Genomic DNA, 17,020 nt, shown 5'->3' with positions numbered 1-17,020 from the left:
TTTTCCGCCCCACCCATGTTTCTTGCCATTCCTCTTGAAAACAAGCCCTCATGGCGCTCTCCACCCTGGATGACGGTACTGCTCATCGTCATCAACTGCGTGATTTTCTGGGGTTGGCAAACATCCGAAGACAAGGATGTGGAACGCGCTGCACAGGCCTATGCCCAAACAGCCTTGCCCACGGTGGAGTTGCCACTGTTCCTCAAGCATCTTCAGGAGCAGGTCAGTCAGGGCAATACACGCTATGAGAGCAATACCGTGCAGGCGGCCGAGAGGCTCTACAAGCACAAGGCCTATGGGCGGCTTTATGTGCTGATGTGGCAGGAAAAGCAGTTTCGCCAGCAGTTACTAAATGGGCAGGTCATCACTGCCAGCCACCCCGGGCATGCCGAGTGGCAAGCAGCACGCAAGCAGTTTGCACCGCTGGAGCCGCGCAGCAGCTTTACCGAGCGCTGGTCCATGAGTTATGAGCCCGGCGCGGGCTGGCAGCCACTGCAGGCATTCACCTCCATCTTTTTGCACGGCAGCACCGGGCACCTGCTGGGCAATATGGTGTTTCTGTTCCTGTTCGGCTTTACGCTGGAGCTGGCTCTGGGCGCTTTCACCTACCTGGCTTTTTATCTGATTGGCGGCGTAGGTGCTTCGCTGTTTGCTCTCATTTTTTATAGTGGCATGGGCGGCTATGGCCTGGGCGCATCGGGTGCGATTTCGGCGCTGATGGCCATGTATGCGGTGATGTACCGCATGCGGCGTATCCGCTTTTTCTACATGTTGCTCTTTTACTTCAACTACGCCACCTGGCCTGCGCTGATCATGCTCCCGGTATGGATGGGGGTGGAGCTGCTGCAGCATTTTTGGGGCGGCAAGCAGGTAGCGTATATGGCCCACTTTGGAGGGCTGCTGACGGGCGCTGTGCTGATGTGGGTGTATATGCGTCTGCAGACGGTGCAGGCACCAGTCAATGAGGAAGAACAGGCCCGCACGGCGGCCAAGCCCCTGGCCGATGCCATGGCCCGTGCCCAGCGTCATACCGACGCACTGGATTTTGGGCGCGCAGCCCCTGCATGGCGCGAGGCTGCACGGCTGGCACCCAAGAATCCGGCAGTGCTCAAAGCCTGGTTTGAGAGTGCTCGTCACCACCCTGGCAGCGAAGATTTTCATGGTGCGGCGCGCCTGATTTTCAAGCTGCCTGCCAGCACCGATGCAGATCGCCAATTGCAACTCTCCAGCTACCGTACCTACCGCCAGCGTGCCAGGCCCGGCATGCGCATGAGCACAGACACCATGCATGGGCTGGTACGCAGCTTTGTACGCATCGGTGCCTTGCCAGAAGCCGAAACGCTTTGCCAGTCTCTGTACAAGGCCAGCGATCATCCGCACTGGCCTGCCACCCTGGTTTTGCTGGTCAACGGCATGACACAGGCCGGTCAGGTGCAGCAGGCCAAAGCCTGGTTACCAGCCTTGCAGCAAGTGGCGCCGCAAGACTCGATAACGCTCTGGCTGACCCAGCTGGCAGAGCCTGCGGGTTAGGCGCTGAGCTGCTCCAGCTCCTCACGCAGCACCCACTCGACTTCTTTGGTGCTCGCATGCTCGGGAAATAGCTGCTTCATGCGCATATAAACGTGAACGCCTTGCATGGGCTGGCCCATGCCCTGCTTGTAGGCTCTGACCAACAGCTCCAGCATGGCCGGAACCTGGGGCTGACCCGCAAATCGTTTTTCAAAATTCTTGGCCAAGATCAACACGTATTTGGGCTTGCCTGCACGCCAGGCCTGCTGCGCCAGATCATGGTTGAGCTGCGCGGAGGACAGCTGAAAATCCGGCTTGCGTTTGACGCTGCTGACCCAGACTTCAAGCGCCTCGCTCGTTTTTTGCTGCGCCATCAACAAGGGAATGAAACGCTGGGCCAGTTCAATCAGCGCATCGGTCTTATCGGTCAGCTTGAGCACACGAAAATAGCGGCGCTGATCGGCCAGGCTTTCAGGGTCCTCTCGCTGCCACTCACGCGCCTGGTTCACGGCTTCGTCCATCTTGTGGTCTTGCACCAGTCGCGCAACCGCTGCATCACGCCGCTTGGCCTCGGCCTCTCGCGGATCGACTGTCACCACGGCTATGCCCTCAGGGGCCTGCACAGGCTCAATATCCAGTGCCGCATGGTGCTGGTACATGACATAGCCAATCATGGCCGCCATGACCCAGGAGAAATAAATCGTCGCAAAACACACCAGTGGCAGAACCAGCGCAGGCTTGGCGCGGGTCAGCAGCAATTCCAGCACCATGGGCGCACCCTGCTGCAGCAGAAACAGGAAAAAGCACAGCAGCAGATACGACTTGCCAATGCCGAAAATCGTGGCCAGCAGCTCAAAGGGGTTGATCGCCGAGCTCAGGCGCTGGGTGTTGATGAGCACCATCCAGGTTGCGGGTATCAGCAGTGCAACGACGAGATTGGCCATCACACCCAGCGTCAGGCTGCGGCTGGCCAGAAAGCCGATGAAAAGCCCGAACACAAACAGCACGCCGAAGAACTTCCACGGCAACCACTTCCAGTCCTCATCGTCCTGGTCACGCCGGAAGTCCGAGCTGTGCGTAATACCGCGTGAAGCATAGGCTGAGACCTTGAAGCCATAGCGGCTGATGGCCAGCAGCAGGCCCAGCCCCACCACAAAAATGCCTATAGGCCCCAGCATCAGGCCATAGCTGCAGGCCGAAAGAACCAAGGCATAGATCAGCGGCTCGGTTTGCAGAGGAAAGAGAAAAAAGCTGTTGAGCTTCTGCCAGAAAGGCGGAATTTTCCATTCGGAAGAGTCTTCCGAAGATCGCGCACCACGTATGGAATTCAAGCCTGCCTCCCTCGATTTTTTTCTTGGTTGTGCCATGTACTGAACAGCAGGGGCATGCCAGCCCCATGACTTGCCTCTATTCTGAATCAGCCTGTGTACACCACCTGCCGCCAAACACAAGCGCTGCGCTGGCGTATTGCCAGCACAGTGTCACAGCTCTGCCTCGAACGGAAATGACAGCCTGCCCGCATATCTGCGCTTACAGTGCTTGCTGTTTGAAGGAGACATCACGAATGAATCACAGCGTCCATACACAAAGCAGCAACCAACCCTACCGCATCACACTGACGGATGAGCAAGGTCACACTTGGCATGCTGACGAGCCCACCTCTTTAGGTGGCGCCAACACGGCCCCCAACCCCATGGACCTCATGCTCTCAGCTCTGGGAGCCTGCACAGCCATCACCTTGCACATGTATGCAGGCCGCAAACAGTGGCCACTGACCCATGTCGATGTAAACCTCAAGCTCAACCCCGAAGGCAAGCCCGCCAATGGCAACCAGATCATGCGCAGCATCACATTGCATGGCGAGCTAGACGACGAGCAGCGCCAGCGTCTGCTGCAAATTGCCAATGCCTGCCCTGTTCACAAGCTACTGGAAGGCTCCATAGAGATTCCCACGGCACTGCTCTGAAAGTCGGGACGCAAAAAAGCCCTGCAATTTCTTGCAGGGCTTTTTCATGGAGCCTGTAAGTCTGATTACACCGAGACTTCCAAAGCCCCTACTTCCACATAGTGCTCAAACTCGCGCTTGGCCAGATAGGCAGTCTCTGGTTGCTGATCCTTGGGATCAATCCAGGACAGCACATAGCTGGCAATGGCGGTATCCACCTTCATCGCCGTACCGACAGGAATGGCCTCGCACGGGCCATCGCCCACTCGATGCTCTACCTTGCCTGTCACACGTGCCACAAAGTGCTCAGGGTATTGCTGGACTTCGACGGCAGAGATCTGGTTGCCATAGGTCGTTTGTTCGCTCATCTCTATTCCTCCTGCCAATATTAGATTCTCAGCGCACGAGTGGCGCCTGTCGAAGAGCCACAGTGCGTGACCCACGCTCTCAAAATAAACGGCCCTGCGCTGGACCGCTGTCAGCCAGTTGGCTGAATAGCCTCAAGGATGTAACCCCATGCAAAGCGTTGGCTGATTCTGCCGTTGGATTTCGCAAAAACCACATTTCCCTGCACACTCAAAGCCCTTGTCGTCAGGAATTGTCATGAGTGAATCAAAGAACTTACAACGCTTTCCCACCCGTGTTGCCGATGTCGGTGGCATCCCTATCCACCGAGCCATTCCGCAGGCCGCGTTGCGCAAGGTAGGGGCTTGGTGCTTTCTCGATCATGCCGGCCCTGCCGTCCCACCTCCGCCGGGTATGCAGGTCGGGCCTCACCCTCACATCGGTCTGCAAACCTTTACCTGGATGATTGAGGGCGAAGTGCTGCATCGTGACAGTCTGGGCACCGAGCAACTCATTCGCCCCGGAGAAGTCAACCTCATGACGGCCGGCTACGGCATTGCTCATTCGGAAGAAGCCCAGACCTTGGGAGTGCACGCAGCACAGCTGTGGATCGCCCTGCCTGACAGCCATCGCCACATCCCCCCACGCTTCCAGCACTATCCAGATCTACCTCAGACTCGGGTTGGAGAGTTCTCTGCCACCGTACTGGCGGGTGAGACTCTGGGGTTGGTGTCACCCGCTGAAGTCCACTCCCCCTTGATGGCCGTTGACTTGCTGGCGACAGGCACAGCCAGCACAGCACGGGCCTCCATGCCATTGCGCACCGATTTTGAGCATGCCGTGCTGAGCATGTCCGGTGAAGTAAGAGTGGATGGTCAACTGTTGCCGTCCGAAGAGGTGATCTATCTGCCTACCGGCACCAAGGAAGTGAGTCTGGAATGCACGCCCGGCAGCCGTCTCATCATCATCGGTGGAGAGCCGATGGATGAAGCCATCCTGGTCTGGTGGAACTTCGTGGCTCGTACCACCGAAGAAATGCAACAAGCGCAGCAGCAATGGGAAGCCGAGGCCGTCAGCGATGCAGAAACTATCAATGGCCAGCCACGGCGCTTTGGTAAACCAGTGGCCTCGGCCCTTCAGCCGCTGCACTCCCCATCGCTGAAAGGCGTAAGCCTGCGAGCTTCTTAAATCTCTTTTTGCTTTAATTCGCACCAAATTGGTGCGAATTAAAAAACACACCACCTTCAATTAACGCAAATTTTCATGGTTTTGACGTCTTTTAAGACATTTTAGAGAAAGAAATATTTTCTCAACATCAACAACAATGATGTTATGCATGAAACGTTTGGGCTCATGCATAACTTGACTCCATAATTCACCCAACGCCCTGGCCTCGAAAACGCAGCAATCGCTTTTTTCGTCCGGGGCGTTGCCACGTCCTGTTCTTGCACACGTGGCCACTCCGATATTGCAAATTTGAAAGCAGATTCATGCGTCAAGAACAAGATTTCCTCGGTATCAAGACCATTCCTCCCGACGCGTACTGGGGCGTTCACTCCGCTCGTGCAGTGGAGAACTTCCCCATCACCGGTCATTCGGTCGCGCACATGCCCGAACTGATCCGCGCGTTTGCCTTTGTGAAAAAGGCCGCTGCCCAAGCCAATCTGCAATTTGGCGCTATCAATATCACGCAAGCCACCGCGATTTCCCAGGCCTGTGACGACCTGATCGCCGGCAAGCTGCACGAGCAGTTTGTGGTTGATGTCATCCAGGGCGGCGCTGGCACCTCCACGAATATGAACGCCAATGAGGTGATCGCCAACTGTGCTCTCGAGCACTTGGGATTGCCCAAAGGCAGCTACGACGTGATTCACCCGAATGACCACGTCAACGCTTCGCAGTCCACCAACGACTCTTACCCCACCGCCGTCAAGCTTGCCACCTATGCTGGCATCCAGAAGCTGCTGATTGCCCTGGCTGAGTTGCGCGCAGCCTTTGAAGCCAAGGCTGGCGAATTTGCCCACATCCTGAAGATCGGCCGCACACAGCTCCAAGACGCCGTCCCCATGACTTTGGGCCAGGAGTTCGCCGCTTTTGCCGCCATGATCGCCGACGACGAAAAGCGTCTGCGCGAATCCGCCTATTTGATGACCGAAGTGAACATGGGTGGCACCGCCATCGGCACCGGCATCAACGCCCCCGTGGGCTACGCCGATGCGGTGACAAAGGCTCTGGCTGAAATTTCGGGCGTGCCCGTCGTCAAGGCTGCCGATCTGATTGCAGCCACCGGCGACACTGGTGCTTTTGCCGATATTTCCGGCATTCTGAAGCGTGTGGCCGTGAAGCTGTCCAAAATCAGCAACGACTTGCGCCTGCTGTCCTCAGGCCCTCAGGCTGGCGTCGGCGATATCAAGCTGCCCGCACGTCAGGCTGGCTCGTCCATCATGCCCGGCAAGGTCAACCCCGTGATCCCCGAGGTGATGAACCAGGTCTGCTTTGAAGTGATCGGCAACGACGCCGCCATCACCATGGCCGTGGAAGCTGGTCAATTGCAGCTCAACGCCTTCGAACCCCTGATGGCCTGGGCCCTGCACAAGAGCCTGAGCCACCTGAGCAACGCCTGCAAGACCTTGCAAGTGAACTGCGTGGAAGGCATTGTGGCCAACCAGGAACTGCTGGATTCGCGCATTGCCGAGTCCGTGACCCTGGTGACTGCACTGAACCCGCTGATCGGCTATGAAAAGGCCGCCAAGATCGCCAAAACCGCCATTGCCAACGGCAAGCAAATTGCCGTGGTCGCTGAAGAGCTGGGCATCATGAGCCAAGCAGAAATGAAGAAGCTGCTGGTCGCAGATAAGCTGACTCAGGCTGGCGCACTGACCGCCGCATAAGCAGCAGCCTTATCAGCAACAAAAAAAGGGTATGTTCTTACGAACATACCCTTTTTTATGTTTTTCATAGCTGCCAGCACATAGCCCTGAAGGGCTGGCAGACGAAACAGGCTTGATTACGCCACGGCAGGGCTCTCACTGCCGGCATCATCCACACCACGCACACTCTCGCGCAGATTCTTATCCTTGAGCTTACCTAGATCAGCCTCGACAGCACGCTTGAGCTTCTCAATTGCCGCACTGAACGCATCCTTGACCTTTTCCGCCTCCGCGTTCACTGCAATAGGAGGTCGTCCGGTTGCTCTGGTTTCCAGCACACAGCGTTTGCCAGGGCCTCCCGTCGTCTTGAGCGCATCAACGCCTGTGAGAAAGACCTCCACGCGCACCACATACTCCTTCAGGCGGGCCAGCTTGGCATTGACTTCCTCCTGCGCCCATTGAGCCAGAGACTCTCCACCTTGGATGGAATCGTCGGCATGAACCTGTACTTGCATGCAAATCCTCCTAGTCACCAAATGCCGCAACCGCTGCGGCTAAATCTGTAGGGGTGCCATAACGGCAGGCGAAATCATCGTAACGCCAGAAGCCTGTTCTGCCCATCAGGGCTTGTTACGCCAGCAATGGACAGGGGCTTTTCCCATTCTGTGCCTAGCTTCGCTGCAGTTTGAAAGAGATAGCAACAAGAGTAGAAGTTAGAAGTCTTGCCTTTGAGCCAAAGCAAAAGACACAGTGACTGGACTTGCAAAAAGTAAGAAATTTTGCAGCTTGCTCGTCAGTTGGCACCAGCCTTAGCCTGAAGATCCGTCACAAAGCCGATGCGAGTCAGCCCTGACGCATGGGCCCATCCCATGATTTGCACTACTCGACCATAGGGAACAGTGGTATCAGCACGCAACTGGACTTCTGCACGAGGGTTGCGCTGGCCCAGCTCCTGCAAGTGCTGCTGTACCGCGGTATCGTCTGCCACCGCACCCTCAACCCAGATTTCGCCAACAGGGCTGACCTCAACTGTCAGAACATCACTCTTGTTCACTGCCGTCTGCTCTGTCGCCGCCTGCGCCTTGGGCAGCTGCACACGCAAGCTGGCTGCCAGCATGGGAGCAGCCAGAATAAAGATCACCAGCAATACCAGCATCACATCGACCAGCGGCGTGACGTTGATGGCATTGATAGGAGCTTCTGCCCCCTGGCGGTGATTCATGCGGCCAAAGGCCATAGCGCTATCCTTTAAGAAGCATCCACCCCAAACTGGGCATGAAGATCATGTGCAAAACCCTCTAAGACCGCCTCCAGCTGGCTGGCTGCACGCCCAAGCAGGTTATAGGCCAGCACAGCCGGCAAGGCCACTGCCAGTCCGGCTGCAGTCATCACCAGAGCTTCGCCTACGGGGCCAGCCAGCTGAGCAATATCAACCTGACCGCTGCCGGCCAGCGTTCCCAGCGCATGATGAATACCCCAGACCGTGCCCAGCAACCCCACGAACGGCGCCGTCGCGCCAATGGTAGCGAGCACGGTCTGCCCCCATTGCAGCTGGGCAGAGGCCTGACCCAGGGCTTCACGCAGACCGCGCATCAAGCGCTGGCCATGTGCGGCACGTTGGGCCAGTGAGTCAGCCATCGCCGGGCTGCTGCCCTGAGCTACGACATCAGCCATCGGCTGCACCAGACCTTGACGGTCCAGCTGCTGAACCCTTGCCTTCGCCTGAGCCAGATCAGGCATCTGCCAGAACGCCTCAACAGCATTTGGCACATTGCGACGCGCGGCCTGAATGAGCCAGAGCTTGTAGAGAATCAGTACCCAGCTGAGTACAGACATCAGCAGCATCACGCCCGCCGTACTCCAGGTCACTGCATCACCTTCGGCCAGCCATTGCCACATTCCTGCAGACATCCCTCACCTCACTCCCAGAAACAACAAGGGGCCATCACGGCCCCTTTGCAAATGCGCGATCAGCGCAGCTTCAGCACGTCGTACATATCGTACTGGCCGGTTTTTTTATCCGCCAGATACTCAACAGCGCGCAAGCTCCCATTGGCGTAGCCGGCGCGGCTGCTGGACTTATGCGAAATTTCAATACGCTCGCCGGTGCCGGCAAACAGCACGGTGTGGTCACCCACGATATCGCCGCCGCGCACGGTGGCAAAGCCGATGGTATTTTCCTTGCGCTCGCCGGTGTGGCCGTAGCGCTCATACACAGCGCGGTCAGCCAGCTTGGTACCCTGCGCTTCTGCAATGACTTCACCCATCTTCAGTGCAGTTCCTGAGGGGGCGTCCACCTTGTGCTTGTGGTGGGCTTCAATGATTTCGATGTCGTAGCCGCCTTCCTTGAGCGCCTTGGCAGCCAGCTCCAGCAGCTTGAAGGTGACGTTCACGCCCGCGCTCATATTGGCGGACAGCACGACGGAAGTCTTCTTCGCATACTCGGCGATCTGCGCCTTCTGTGCATCGCTGAAACCGGTGGTGCCGATGACCACGCTCACGCCCAGCTCTGCTGCCACGGCCAGATGCTCCATCGTGCCCTCAGGACGCGTGAAGTCGATCAGGCAGTCAGCCTTGGACAACGCAGAGCGTACATCGCTTTCGATCTTCAGACCGCAGGGCTTGCCCAAAAAGGCGGAAGGGTCGGTGCCGATGAAGGGGCTGTCTGCACGGTCCAGAGCCGCAGCCAGTTCGCAGTCGCTGCTGTTCAGAATCGCTTCGATCAGCATTTGGCCCATGCGGCCCGAGGCTCCCGCCACGGCAACGCGCTGAGGAGAAGTAGAGGTGGTCGTGGATGCGGTCATGGCGCGATCAATCGGTCAAATAAGCAGACGGCAGGAAGATTCCTACCATCAGAAAAGAGAGCAGAACCCGCTTTATGAGCAGGGAGGAGCATCATTTCGGCACCAGGCCGAATATCTTAGCGAGACTCCAGTGGAGGATAGTTAGTCGCCGGCGGCGGCAAATCTACAGCAGCTTGCTCTGCCGCACTATTGCTGCGCGCTGGGTATTTGGCCAACTGGGCTTCGCTGGCCTCCAGCTGCGGTACCTTGGGCTTGCCCTTCATGCCTTTGAGGCTGGCCACGAACTCCGACTCGGATGGCATCTCGTCACCCTCGGCTCGGGCAAAGCTGTCGCCATCGAAGAAAACAGTAAGTTTGCGGGTTTGCGGATCCACTCCAGGGCGCCGAATGGTGAAGACGTATTCCCAGCGATCGCCATGAAAAACACTGGTCACCAGAGGGGTGCCGAGAATATCGCGAATCTGCTGACGGCTCATGCCGGGCTGCAGCGCCTCAACTTGCTCCTTGGATACAAAGTTGCCCTGCACCACATCTATTTTGTAAGGAGTGACGGCATTAGCGACGCGGTGTGCGGCGCCATCGAGACTATTGCAGCCGGCCAGTGCCGCTGCGATTGCCAACGTCAGGGCCAGACCTGCGCGGCTACGGGCTTGAACATGCATGGGTAATGGCATAGGGATATGATCGGGTTCATTGTAGCGGCAGGCCCCGGAGACACTTGGAGATTCCCTTTATCTGCGTGTAAAGCTTCTCTGCAAAGCGTGGCTCCTGCCTTCCATGTGCCCGTAGTCCACCAAGAGATAGCGACATGAAAAATATTGAGGAACTCAAAAGCACGGGCCTTAAAGCCACCTTGCCGCGCCTGAAGATTCTCGAAATCTTCCAAAAGGGTGCCCAGCGCCATATGACGGCCGAAGACGTGTTCCGCGTCCTGCTCGATGAGCGCTCCGACATAGGGCTGGCCACTGTTTATCGTGTGCTCACACAGTTCGAGCAAGCCGGTCTGCTGATCCGCAGCAATTTCGAAAGTGGCAAAGCGGTTTATGAGCTCGACGAAGGCCAGCACCATGACCATTTCGTCTGCACCAGTTGCGGCAAGGTCGAAGAGTTCTACGACGCCGAAATCGAAAAGCGCCAGAACCTGATTGCCAAGGAAAAAGGCTGGGTAATCCAGGACCACTCCATGGCGCTGTACGGCCAGTGCGCCGCGTGCGCCAGCCGCGCCGCGAAGTAAAAGCACTTCACCCAAAACAAAACCGCTGCAATTGCTGCAGCGGTTTTTTATGGCCTTATAGCGCCCATTAGCTTATGAGACGGCCAAAAGCGCTATGAATATTAAAAGGACTCTCCGCTTTCCATGGCACGGCGATGGCGGTTGACAAACTCCTGATACGTGTCGATGCCCCGCAGTTGCAAGATGGCGTTGCGCACGGCAGCCTCCACCAGCACGGCGATGTTTCGCCCGGCCACCACCTGAATCACCACCTTGCGCACAGGCACGCCCAGCACATCTTGCGTCAGAGGCTCGGCGGGCAGACGTTCATACTCCCGCTCCATGGTTTCCTTGCGCACCAGATGAACGATAAGCTTGAGCCGCATCTTGCGACGTACGGCGGTTTCACCAAAGATCGCACGCACGTCCAGCAGGCCGATACCGCGCACCTCCAGCAGGTTCTGCAGCAGCTCGGGACACTTGCCTTCGATCGTCGTCTGGTTGATGCGGTACAGATCTACAGCATCGTCGGCCACCAGACCATTGCCACGCGTGACCAGCTCCAGCCCCAGCTCACTCTTGCCGAGGCCGGATTCGCCCGTCAACAACACACCCATGCCCAAAATGTCCATGAACACGCCGTGCATGGTGATGCGGTCGGCGAAATGCTTGGACAGATAGGCACGCAGCACGTCGATGACAAAGGCAGACTGCTCCTTGGTGGAGAACAGCGGGATGTGCGAACGCTCGCACATGGAAATCAGCTCGTCTGGCGCTTCCTGACCATCGGCCAACACCAACACCGGCGGCTCCAGCGTCACGATACGCGCCACGCGGCGCAGGCAATCCTGGGAGGTGGCGTTGGTCAGATAGGCGATTTCACGCTCGCCCAGCACCTGCAAGCGGTATGGGTGGATGTAATTGAGATAGCCAACCAGGTCTGCGCCAGAGCGGGCCGAACGCACGGCCATCTCGTCAAAGCGGCGCTCGGAAGCCCCTATCCCCGCGATCCACTGCCAGCGCAGACTGGAATTGCGAAATGCTTCAAACAATACGTCCGCACTGATGGCGCTGGGTCTCATGGCAAGGCCCTGTCAGTCAAAAACGGGCAATCAGCCCTGGGAAGTCATGGAAGACTGCCAGCTGTCGATCATGCCGTGCAGTTGCAGGGCATCAGAGCAGGACTTCAGGCGCTCACGCAACTGGCTGTCGCTGAGCAGTTCTGCGATCTCGGAGAGGATCTCCAGATGCTTTTGTGTTGCCGCTTCAGGAACCAGCAAAAAGATCAACAAGTTGACCGGCTGCTCATCCGGCGCGTCAAAGCCGATGGGGTTGGCCAGCTGGAACACTGCAGCCATGGGGGCGGTCAGGCCCTTGATGCGGCCATGGGGAATGGCAACTCCGTGCCCGAGACCGGTAGAGCCCAGACGTTCGCGTGCGAACAGGCTATCGGTGATCAGGGCACGAGACAGACCATGCAAGCTCTCAAAGAGTAAACCCGCTTCCTCAAAAGCGCGTTTCTTGCTGGTGACATCAACGCTCACAAGCACTTGAGCGGCGGGAAGGATAGAAGCTAGGCGATTCATGGTGTGATCAACAATTATGCACCGCAGCGCTGAAAACCGTGGGGAAACCCTGATCACCATCAAAAACCGCCCCTAAGGGCGGCGCTTTGGGCGTTGTAACAAGGCGACATCCTTGCCACAAACCGGCGCAAACGCTTGGCTTGCGCTTCGCTGTCATCAAACTGACACTGCCGCGACTTGAGTTCCCTCTGGGGTCAAGCGTTTGGCAATGGAGCGGTTGCCTTGCTGCCGGGTCTTGTAGCGCATGACCACGCGATCGAGCTTGTCGGCCAATGCGTCTACGGCAGCATAAAGATCGAAGTGCTGGGTCTCGACGAACAAGTCTTGTCCTTTTACGCGTACGGTGCAACCGGCACGCTGTCGTTTGTCTTTTTCCTTTTGCTTGTGGACTGTGAGAAGGACCTTGACGTCCACAACCTGGTCGAAGTGCCGAAGAATGCGTTCCAGCTTGGCCATGACATAACTGCGCAGCGAGGGAGTGACCTCCAGGTGATGGCCGCTAATCGTCAAATTCATAACTAAACACTCCTTTGCTCTCGGTGAAATCACTGCGGTTTCACAGCCTTGCACGGCGGTGCCGCAGCCTTGCAGTTCGGAATGCGCATTCGTCTTTGCTGTGAATCCACTATGCGCCCGCCACGCCGCAAAGGCAAAGAAATCGCCTGGATAGCGCAGGCTCGCCAGGGGCCTTGTGGCTCAGTTTGATGACACCCTGTTTTGGCGACACAATGAGTGGCTTTGGGCATAGGAGCGCGCCATGTCTTGCGACGGACATGGTCGCCGTCAGTAAAAGGCTGCGGCAAAGACCGCGCCCCTTCAAAACCTTGGCTACGCCCTTAAAATCGCGCTTTTACGCAGCTGCCTTTCGTGCCTGCGACGCTGGAAGCCCCCAGAAGCTTTCAGGCGCCTGCTGACCGACTGCACGCCTGAATTGCCTGACAGCCCCCTATCTCGATCCTTGATCATGACCACCCAGCCTTCTGCTCTGCATACCTCCAACATTGCTTCCTTGCCCCTGCTGGCGCGTGGCAAGGTCCGCGACAACTACGCCGTGGGCGATGACCGCATTCTGATGGTGGCCTCCGACCGCCTGTCTGCCTTTGACGTGATCATGGGCGAGCCCATTCCCGGTAAGGGCGTGCTGCTGACACAGATGGCCCTGTTCTGGTTCGACAAGCTGGGCCATATCTGCCCCAACCACCTGACTGGCGAAGCGCCCGAGTCCGTGGTCAAGCCCGAAGAAGTCAAGCAGGTCGAAGGCCGCTCCATGCTGGTCAAGCGCCTCAAGCCCATCATGATCGAGGCCGTGGTGCGCGGCTATCTGGCTGGCAGCGGCTGGAAGGAATACCAGGAATCCCAAGCCGTGTGCGGCGTGAAGCTGCCCGCGGGCCTGACGAATGCGGCCAAGCTGCCCGAACCCATCTACACCCCTGCCGCCAAGGCCGAGATGGGCGACCACGACGAAAACATCACCTACGAGCGCACCGTGGAAATGGTGGGCGAGGAGCTGGCTGCCAAGATCCGCGACACTGCGATCCGCATCTACAAGGAAGCGTCTGCCATTGCGCTGACCAAGGGCATGATCATTGCCGACACCAAGTTCGAGTTCGGCCTGACCGAAGACGGCGAGCTGGTGCTGATGGACGAGGTGCTGACCCCCGACAGCTCGCGCTACTGGCCCGTCGAAGGCTACGAGGAGGCGCTGGCCAAGGGCGAGAATCCTCCCAGCTACGACAAGCAGTTTGTGCGTGACTGGCTGGAAAAGGCCCAGGTCAACGGCAAGGCCTGGGACAAGAAGGCCCCCGCACCCCGCCTGCCCAAAGAAGTGATCGACAAGACCGCTGCCAAGTATCGTGAAGCGCTGGAACGTCTGACCGCCTGAGCGATCCAGTCCTGAAAACAAAAGGCCCCCGGATTTATATTCGGGGGCCTTTTTGTTTTGATAGCTGCTTGCGCTTGCAGGCAAAGGATTTCAGATTGAAAGATGCCTGAAATCCTTTAGAGGCATGCGCTGTCAGCTATGTTTTTTAATGGTGGTGGCCGTGGCCGCCGTGCACATGCTTGTGAGCGATTTCTTCTTCAGAGGCGGCGCGCACTTCGTTGACCACGCAGCTAAAGCGCAGCGCATGGCCGGCCAGAGGGTGGTTGCCGTCCAGCAGCACCACGGGGCCCTTGATCTTCACCACGTTGTAGATCTGGGGCAGGCCCTGGTCATTGACGCCGCGCAGCTGGCCGCCCACTTTCACGCCTGCTGGAAACTCGCCCTTGGGGATGGTGCGCTTGAGGCTTTCGTCGCGCTCGCCGAAGGCGTCTTCCACCGCCAGGTCCACGGTCACGGTATCGCCCTTTTGCTTGCCGTCCAGCGCGGCTTCGACCTTGGCGAAGATGTTGTCATAGCCGCCGTGCAGGTAGGCGACGTCGCCCTTGTCCAGCAGTTTGACGGCCACGCCGCCCGCGAGCAGCTCGTGAATCTTGTAGTTGATGGTGACAGCGGTGTCTTTGGTGATATTCATGGCAGTTGGAGATTCCACGAGCGGCCCACACGGCCCAGCCTCTTGATGGCTGCGGTTTGAGCGGCTCCAAAACAAAGCCGCCACGGCCCGCAAAGGTCGTGGCGGTCAGGCGCACATTGTGGCAGCGTTTGAACACCCGCCATCAGGCGCGCCATTTTCAGGCGGCAGCCGCAGCCGGTGGCAAGTCGTCCTCGCTCGCGCCGGGGTAGCGCGCAAAGCGACGGTTCTCGGCCCCGTGCACAGGGTCGTTGTCCTTCCAGGGCCAGCCGCCGAACTGGGTGCGGCGGTAGTCCTGCATGGCCTGCATGATTTCCTGCTGCGTGTTCATCACAAACGGGCCGTACTGGGACACGGCCTCGCCAATCGGCTTGCCTTGCAGCAGCACCAGCTCGGCGGTGACGTCACCAGTGTTGACCAGCTCCAGGTCGCTGTGCGCATCCACATGCAGGGCCTTGTGGCCGTTCACGACCTTGCCGCCCACAGTCATGCTCTTGCCTACGAAGAAGTAGAGCATGCGATGCGTGTCGGCGCCTGCTGCCTTGGGCATGGTCCAGCGGGCACCGGGCTCCAGCTCCAGCGTCCAGATGGCAACATCGCTGCCATCCTGAGAAGCCCAGGACTCGGGCGGCGGTGGCAATGCCTTGTCGGCACCGGCCAGCGAGCCAGCTACCACAGTGACGGTAGTCTTCTTGCCCGCAGCATCGCTGAAGCTGGCACGCGGAATCTGCTCGTTCCAGAACATAGTGAAGTGGGGCTCCACCATCTTGTTCTTGGCGGGCAGGTTCAGCCAGATCTGGAACAGCTCCAGCGGGTTGGGCTTGTCGCTATTGAGCAGCGGGAACATCTCCGAGTGCTGAATGCCTTTGCCAGCCGTGAGCCACTGCACATCGCCGCCGCCAAAGCGTGCGGCTGCGCCCAGCGAGTCTGCATGGTCGATGCGGCCCTTGCGCACCAGCGTCACGGTCTCGAAGCCGCGGTGCGGGTGACCGGGAAAGCCGGGCACCTGCTCGCCGTGGTACATCGAAAAACCGTCCTTGGCGCTGAAGTCGCTGCCCATTTCGCGGCCTTCCAGCTCCACGGCCTGCACACCCATCTTGCCGTCGCTGGCGGGATAGTTGTCATCGTGGTGAGCGCAGAAAAGGAAAGGATCCAGGCAGGGCCAGCGTGGGCCCAGCGGGGCGCTTTCCAAGATGGGGTTGTGGGGCTGATGTGCCGTGGTGGTCATGGTGATCTCCTGATGGGGCTCAGCGATCCGCAAAGCCTGACCCTTGAAAGATAAGGCCAGGCCCACCTATTGAAAGACCTCATTCATGGGACAGTGCCGACCGTTTTTGCAACAGTCGGATCTGCCCAGCAGGTGGCTTTATCCGCGTGGCGGGATATTCAGGCCTTTTTGCACGCTGGGCCGCGCCACAAAGGCCGCCAGCACGCGCTGCAGCTGCGGGAAGTTCTGCCAGCCCACCAGCTCGCCTGCGTTGTAGCCGTTTTCATCGACCATATTGCGCACCCAGGGCCAAATGGCGATATCGGCGATGGTGAACTGATCGCCCATGATCCAGTCGCGGCCCTGCATGCGGGTTTCGAGCACGCCCAGCAGGCGTTTGGATTCATTGATGTAGCGGTCACGAGGGCGCTTGTCTTCGAAGTCCTTGCCGCCGTATTTGTGGAAAAAGCCCACTTGCCCAAACATGGGTCCCACGCCGCCCATCTGGAACATCAGCCACTGCAGCGTCTCGTAGCGTGCCGCAGGCTCTGCGGGCAGCAAAGGGCTGCCGGACTTTTCGGCCAGATAGATCAGAATGGCGCCCGATTCAAACAGCGCCAGAGGCTGGCCGCCCGGGCCTTGAGGGTCAAGAATGGCGGGGATCTTGTTGTTGGGGAAGGTGCCCACAAACTCGGGCGTGAGCTGGTCGTCGGTCTGAAAGCTGACCAGATGCGCCTCGTAGGGCAGCTGCATCTCTTCCAGCGCAATCGACACCTTCACCCCGTTGGGCGTGGGCAGCGAGTACAGCTGAATGCGCTCAGGGTGCTGGGCGGGCCATTTGCGGGTTACAGAAAAATCGGCAAAGGTGCGGGTCATGCGTCTGGCTCCTGAATCAATGGTTTGCTGCATCGTAACGGCATCACACCCAGGCGCTGCGGCCACCATTGGAAAAGCCCGCAGGCGACTGCCATGCGGGCTTGATCGTTTGACTTCCCTAGAGCAGCTGACAAAAGCCAGCAAATCAAAGATTT

19 protein-coding genes are annotated in these 17,020 nt (G+C 58.4%); 6 read left to right on the top strand and 13 right to left on the bottom strand.

Translation table 11 applies throughout. The features are described 5' to 3' along the window. The first annotated feature begins 15 nt into the window (after positions 1–15). Positions 16–1,530, top strand: coding sequence for a rhomboid family intramembrane serine protease (locus tag AC2I9W_RS13525; protein ID WP_486410462.1), 1,515 nt, complete (start codon positions 16–18; stop codon positions 1,528–1,530). Here the strand turns inward: AC2I9W_RS13525 and AC2I9W_RS13520 are convergent. Continuing rightward, a complete protein-coding gene (locus AC2I9W_RS13520; RefSeq protein WP_486410461.1) occupies positions 1,527–2,840 on the bottom strand; it encodes a hypothetical protein in 1,314 nt (437 codons plus the stop codon). The genes AC2I9W_RS13525 and AC2I9W_RS13520 overlap by 4 nt on opposite strands. A gap of 233 nt (positions 2,841–3,073) precedes the next feature. Here AC2I9W_RS13520 and AC2I9W_RS13515 point away from each other — a divergent pair, with 233 nt between their 5' ends. After that, positions 3,074–3,475, top strand: coding sequence for an OsmC family protein (locus AC2I9W_RS13515; protein WP_486410460.1), 402 nt, complete (start codon positions 3,074–3,076; stop codon positions 3,473–3,475). A 65-nt stretch (positions 3,476–3,540) separates the two neighbouring features. Here the strand turns inward: AC2I9W_RS13515 and AC2I9W_RS13510 are convergent, their stop codons facing one another. After that, complete coding sequence (locus AC2I9W_RS13510) at positions 3,541–3,822, bottom strand: hypothetical protein (protein WP_158394020.1); 282 nt, start codon at positions 3,820–3,822, stop codon at positions 3,541–3,543. 235 nt (positions 3,823–4,057) lie between these two features. Here AC2I9W_RS13510 and AC2I9W_RS13505 point away from each other — a divergent pair, with 235 nt between their 5' ends. Next, positions 4,058–4,987 (top strand): pirin family protein, encoded by a 930-nt coding sequence (locus AC2I9W_RS13505; RefSeq protein WP_486410459.1) that lies wholly within the window; start codon positions 4,058–4,060, stop codon positions 4,985–4,987. A 302-nt stretch (positions 4,988–5,289) separates the two neighbouring features. After that, positions 5,290–6,690 carry an aspartate ammonia-lyase gene (locus AC2I9W_RS13500; RefSeq protein ID WP_486410458.1) on the top strand — a complete coding sequence of 467 codons (1,401 nt, stop codon included), beginning with the start codon at positions 5,290–5,292 and terminating at the stop codon, positions 6,688–6,690. A 116-nt stretch (positions 6,691–6,806) separates the two neighbouring features. Here AC2I9W_RS13500 and AC2I9W_RS13495 read toward each other — a convergent pair whose 3' ends face one another. From AC2I9W_RS13495 to AC2I9W_RS13475, 5 genes are all read right to left on the bottom strand, one after another. Then, positions 6,807–7,184, bottom strand: coding sequence for an HPF/RaiA family ribosome-associated protein (locus tag AC2I9W_RS13495; RefSeq protein WP_158394023.1), 378 nt, complete (start codon positions 7,182–7,184; stop codon positions 6,807–6,809). Positions 7,185–7,462: 278 nt separating this feature from the next. Further along, on the bottom strand, positions 7,463–7,906 hold the full coding sequence (locus tag AC2I9W_RS13490) for an ExbD/TolR family protein (protein WP_486410457.1): 444 nt from the start codon (positions 7,904–7,906) through the stop codon (positions 7,463–7,465). A gap of 11 nt (positions 7,907–7,917) precedes the next feature. Continuing rightward, positions 7,918–8,580, bottom strand: coding sequence for a MotA/TolQ/ExbB proton channel family protein (locus tag AC2I9W_RS13485; protein ID WP_486410456.1), 663 nt, complete (start codon positions 8,578–8,580; stop codon positions 7,918–7,920). Between the two features lie 59 nt (positions 8,581–8,639). Continuing rightward, on the bottom strand, positions 8,640–9,473 hold the full coding sequence (gene dapB, locus AC2I9W_RS13480) for a 4-hydroxy-tetrahydrodipicolinate reductase (RefSeq protein WP_486410455.1): 834 nt from the start codon (positions 9,471–9,473) through the stop codon (positions 8,640–8,642). Between the two features lie 116 nt (positions 9,474–9,589). Continuing rightward, a complete protein-coding gene (locus tag AC2I9W_RS13475) occupies positions 9,590–10,135 on the bottom strand; it encodes an outer membrane protein assembly factor BamE (protein WP_486410454.1) in 546 nt (181 codons plus the stop codon). Positions 10,136–10,281: 146 nt separating this feature from the next. Between AC2I9W_RS13475 and fur the strand changes: the two genes are divergently transcribed. Then, complete coding sequence (gene fur / locus AC2I9W_RS13470; protein WP_486410453.1) at positions 10,282–10,707, top strand: ferric iron uptake transcriptional regulator; 426 nt, start codon at positions 10,282–10,284, stop codon at positions 10,705–10,707. 101 nt (positions 10,708–10,808) lie between these two features. Here the strand turns inward: fur and hprK are convergent, their stop codons facing one another. From hprK to hpf, 3 genes are all read right to left on the bottom strand, one after another. Then, complete coding sequence (gene hprK, locus AC2I9W_RS13465) at positions 10,809–11,768, bottom strand: HPr(Ser) kinase/phosphatase (protein WP_486410452.1); 960 nt, start codon at positions 11,766–11,768, stop codon at positions 10,809–10,811. A gap of 30 nt (positions 11,769–11,798) precedes the next feature. Further along, on the bottom strand, positions 11,799–12,272 hold the full coding sequence (locus tag AC2I9W_RS13460; protein ID WP_158394030.1) for a PTS sugar transporter subunit IIA: 474 nt from the start codon (positions 12,270–12,272) through the stop codon (positions 11,799–11,801). A 156-nt stretch (positions 12,273–12,428) separates the two neighbouring features. After that, complete coding sequence (gene hpf / locus AC2I9W_RS13455; RefSeq protein ID WP_486410451.1) at positions 12,429–12,788, bottom strand: ribosome hibernation-promoting factor, HPF/YfiA family; 360 nt, start codon at positions 12,786–12,788, stop codon at positions 12,429–12,431. 448 nt (positions 12,789–13,236) lie between these two features. On the opposite strand from hpf, the gene AC2I9W_RS13450 reads away from it, so the two are divergent. Next, entirely contained in the window at positions 13,237–14,154 is a 918-nt protein-coding gene (locus AC2I9W_RS13450; RefSeq protein ID WP_486410450.1) for a phosphoribosylaminoimidazolesuccinocarboxamide synthase, read from the top strand. Between the two features lie 145 nt (positions 14,155–14,299). On the opposite strand, the gene AC2I9W_RS13445 is transcribed toward AC2I9W_RS13450, so the two are convergent. From AC2I9W_RS13445 to AC2I9W_RS13435, 3 genes are all read right to left on the bottom strand, one after another. Next, complete coding sequence (locus AC2I9W_RS13445; RefSeq protein ID WP_486410449.1) at positions 14,300–14,785, bottom strand: FKBP-type peptidyl-prolyl cis-trans isomerase; 486 nt, start codon at positions 14,783–14,785, stop codon at positions 14,300–14,302. Between the two features lie 157 nt (positions 14,786–14,942). After that, complete coding sequence (locus AC2I9W_RS13440) at positions 14,943–16,010, bottom strand: pirin family protein (protein WP_486410448.1); 1,068 nt, start codon at positions 16,008–16,010, stop codon at positions 14,943–14,945. 138 nt (positions 16,011–16,148) lie between these two features. Continuing rightward, positions 16,149–16,865 carry a glutathione binding-like protein gene (locus tag AC2I9W_RS13435; RefSeq protein WP_486410447.1) on the bottom strand — a complete coding sequence of 239 codons (717 nt, stop codon included), beginning with the start codon at positions 16,863–16,865 and terminating at the stop codon, positions 16,149–16,151. Positions 16,866–17,020 lie beyond the last annotated feature (155 nt).

Source organism: Comamonas sp. FUJ_7 (assembly GCF_057369555.1).
The sequence above is the reverse complement of the archived record's forward strand: the minus strand, read 5'-3'. Positions and strand labels throughout refer to the sequence as shown.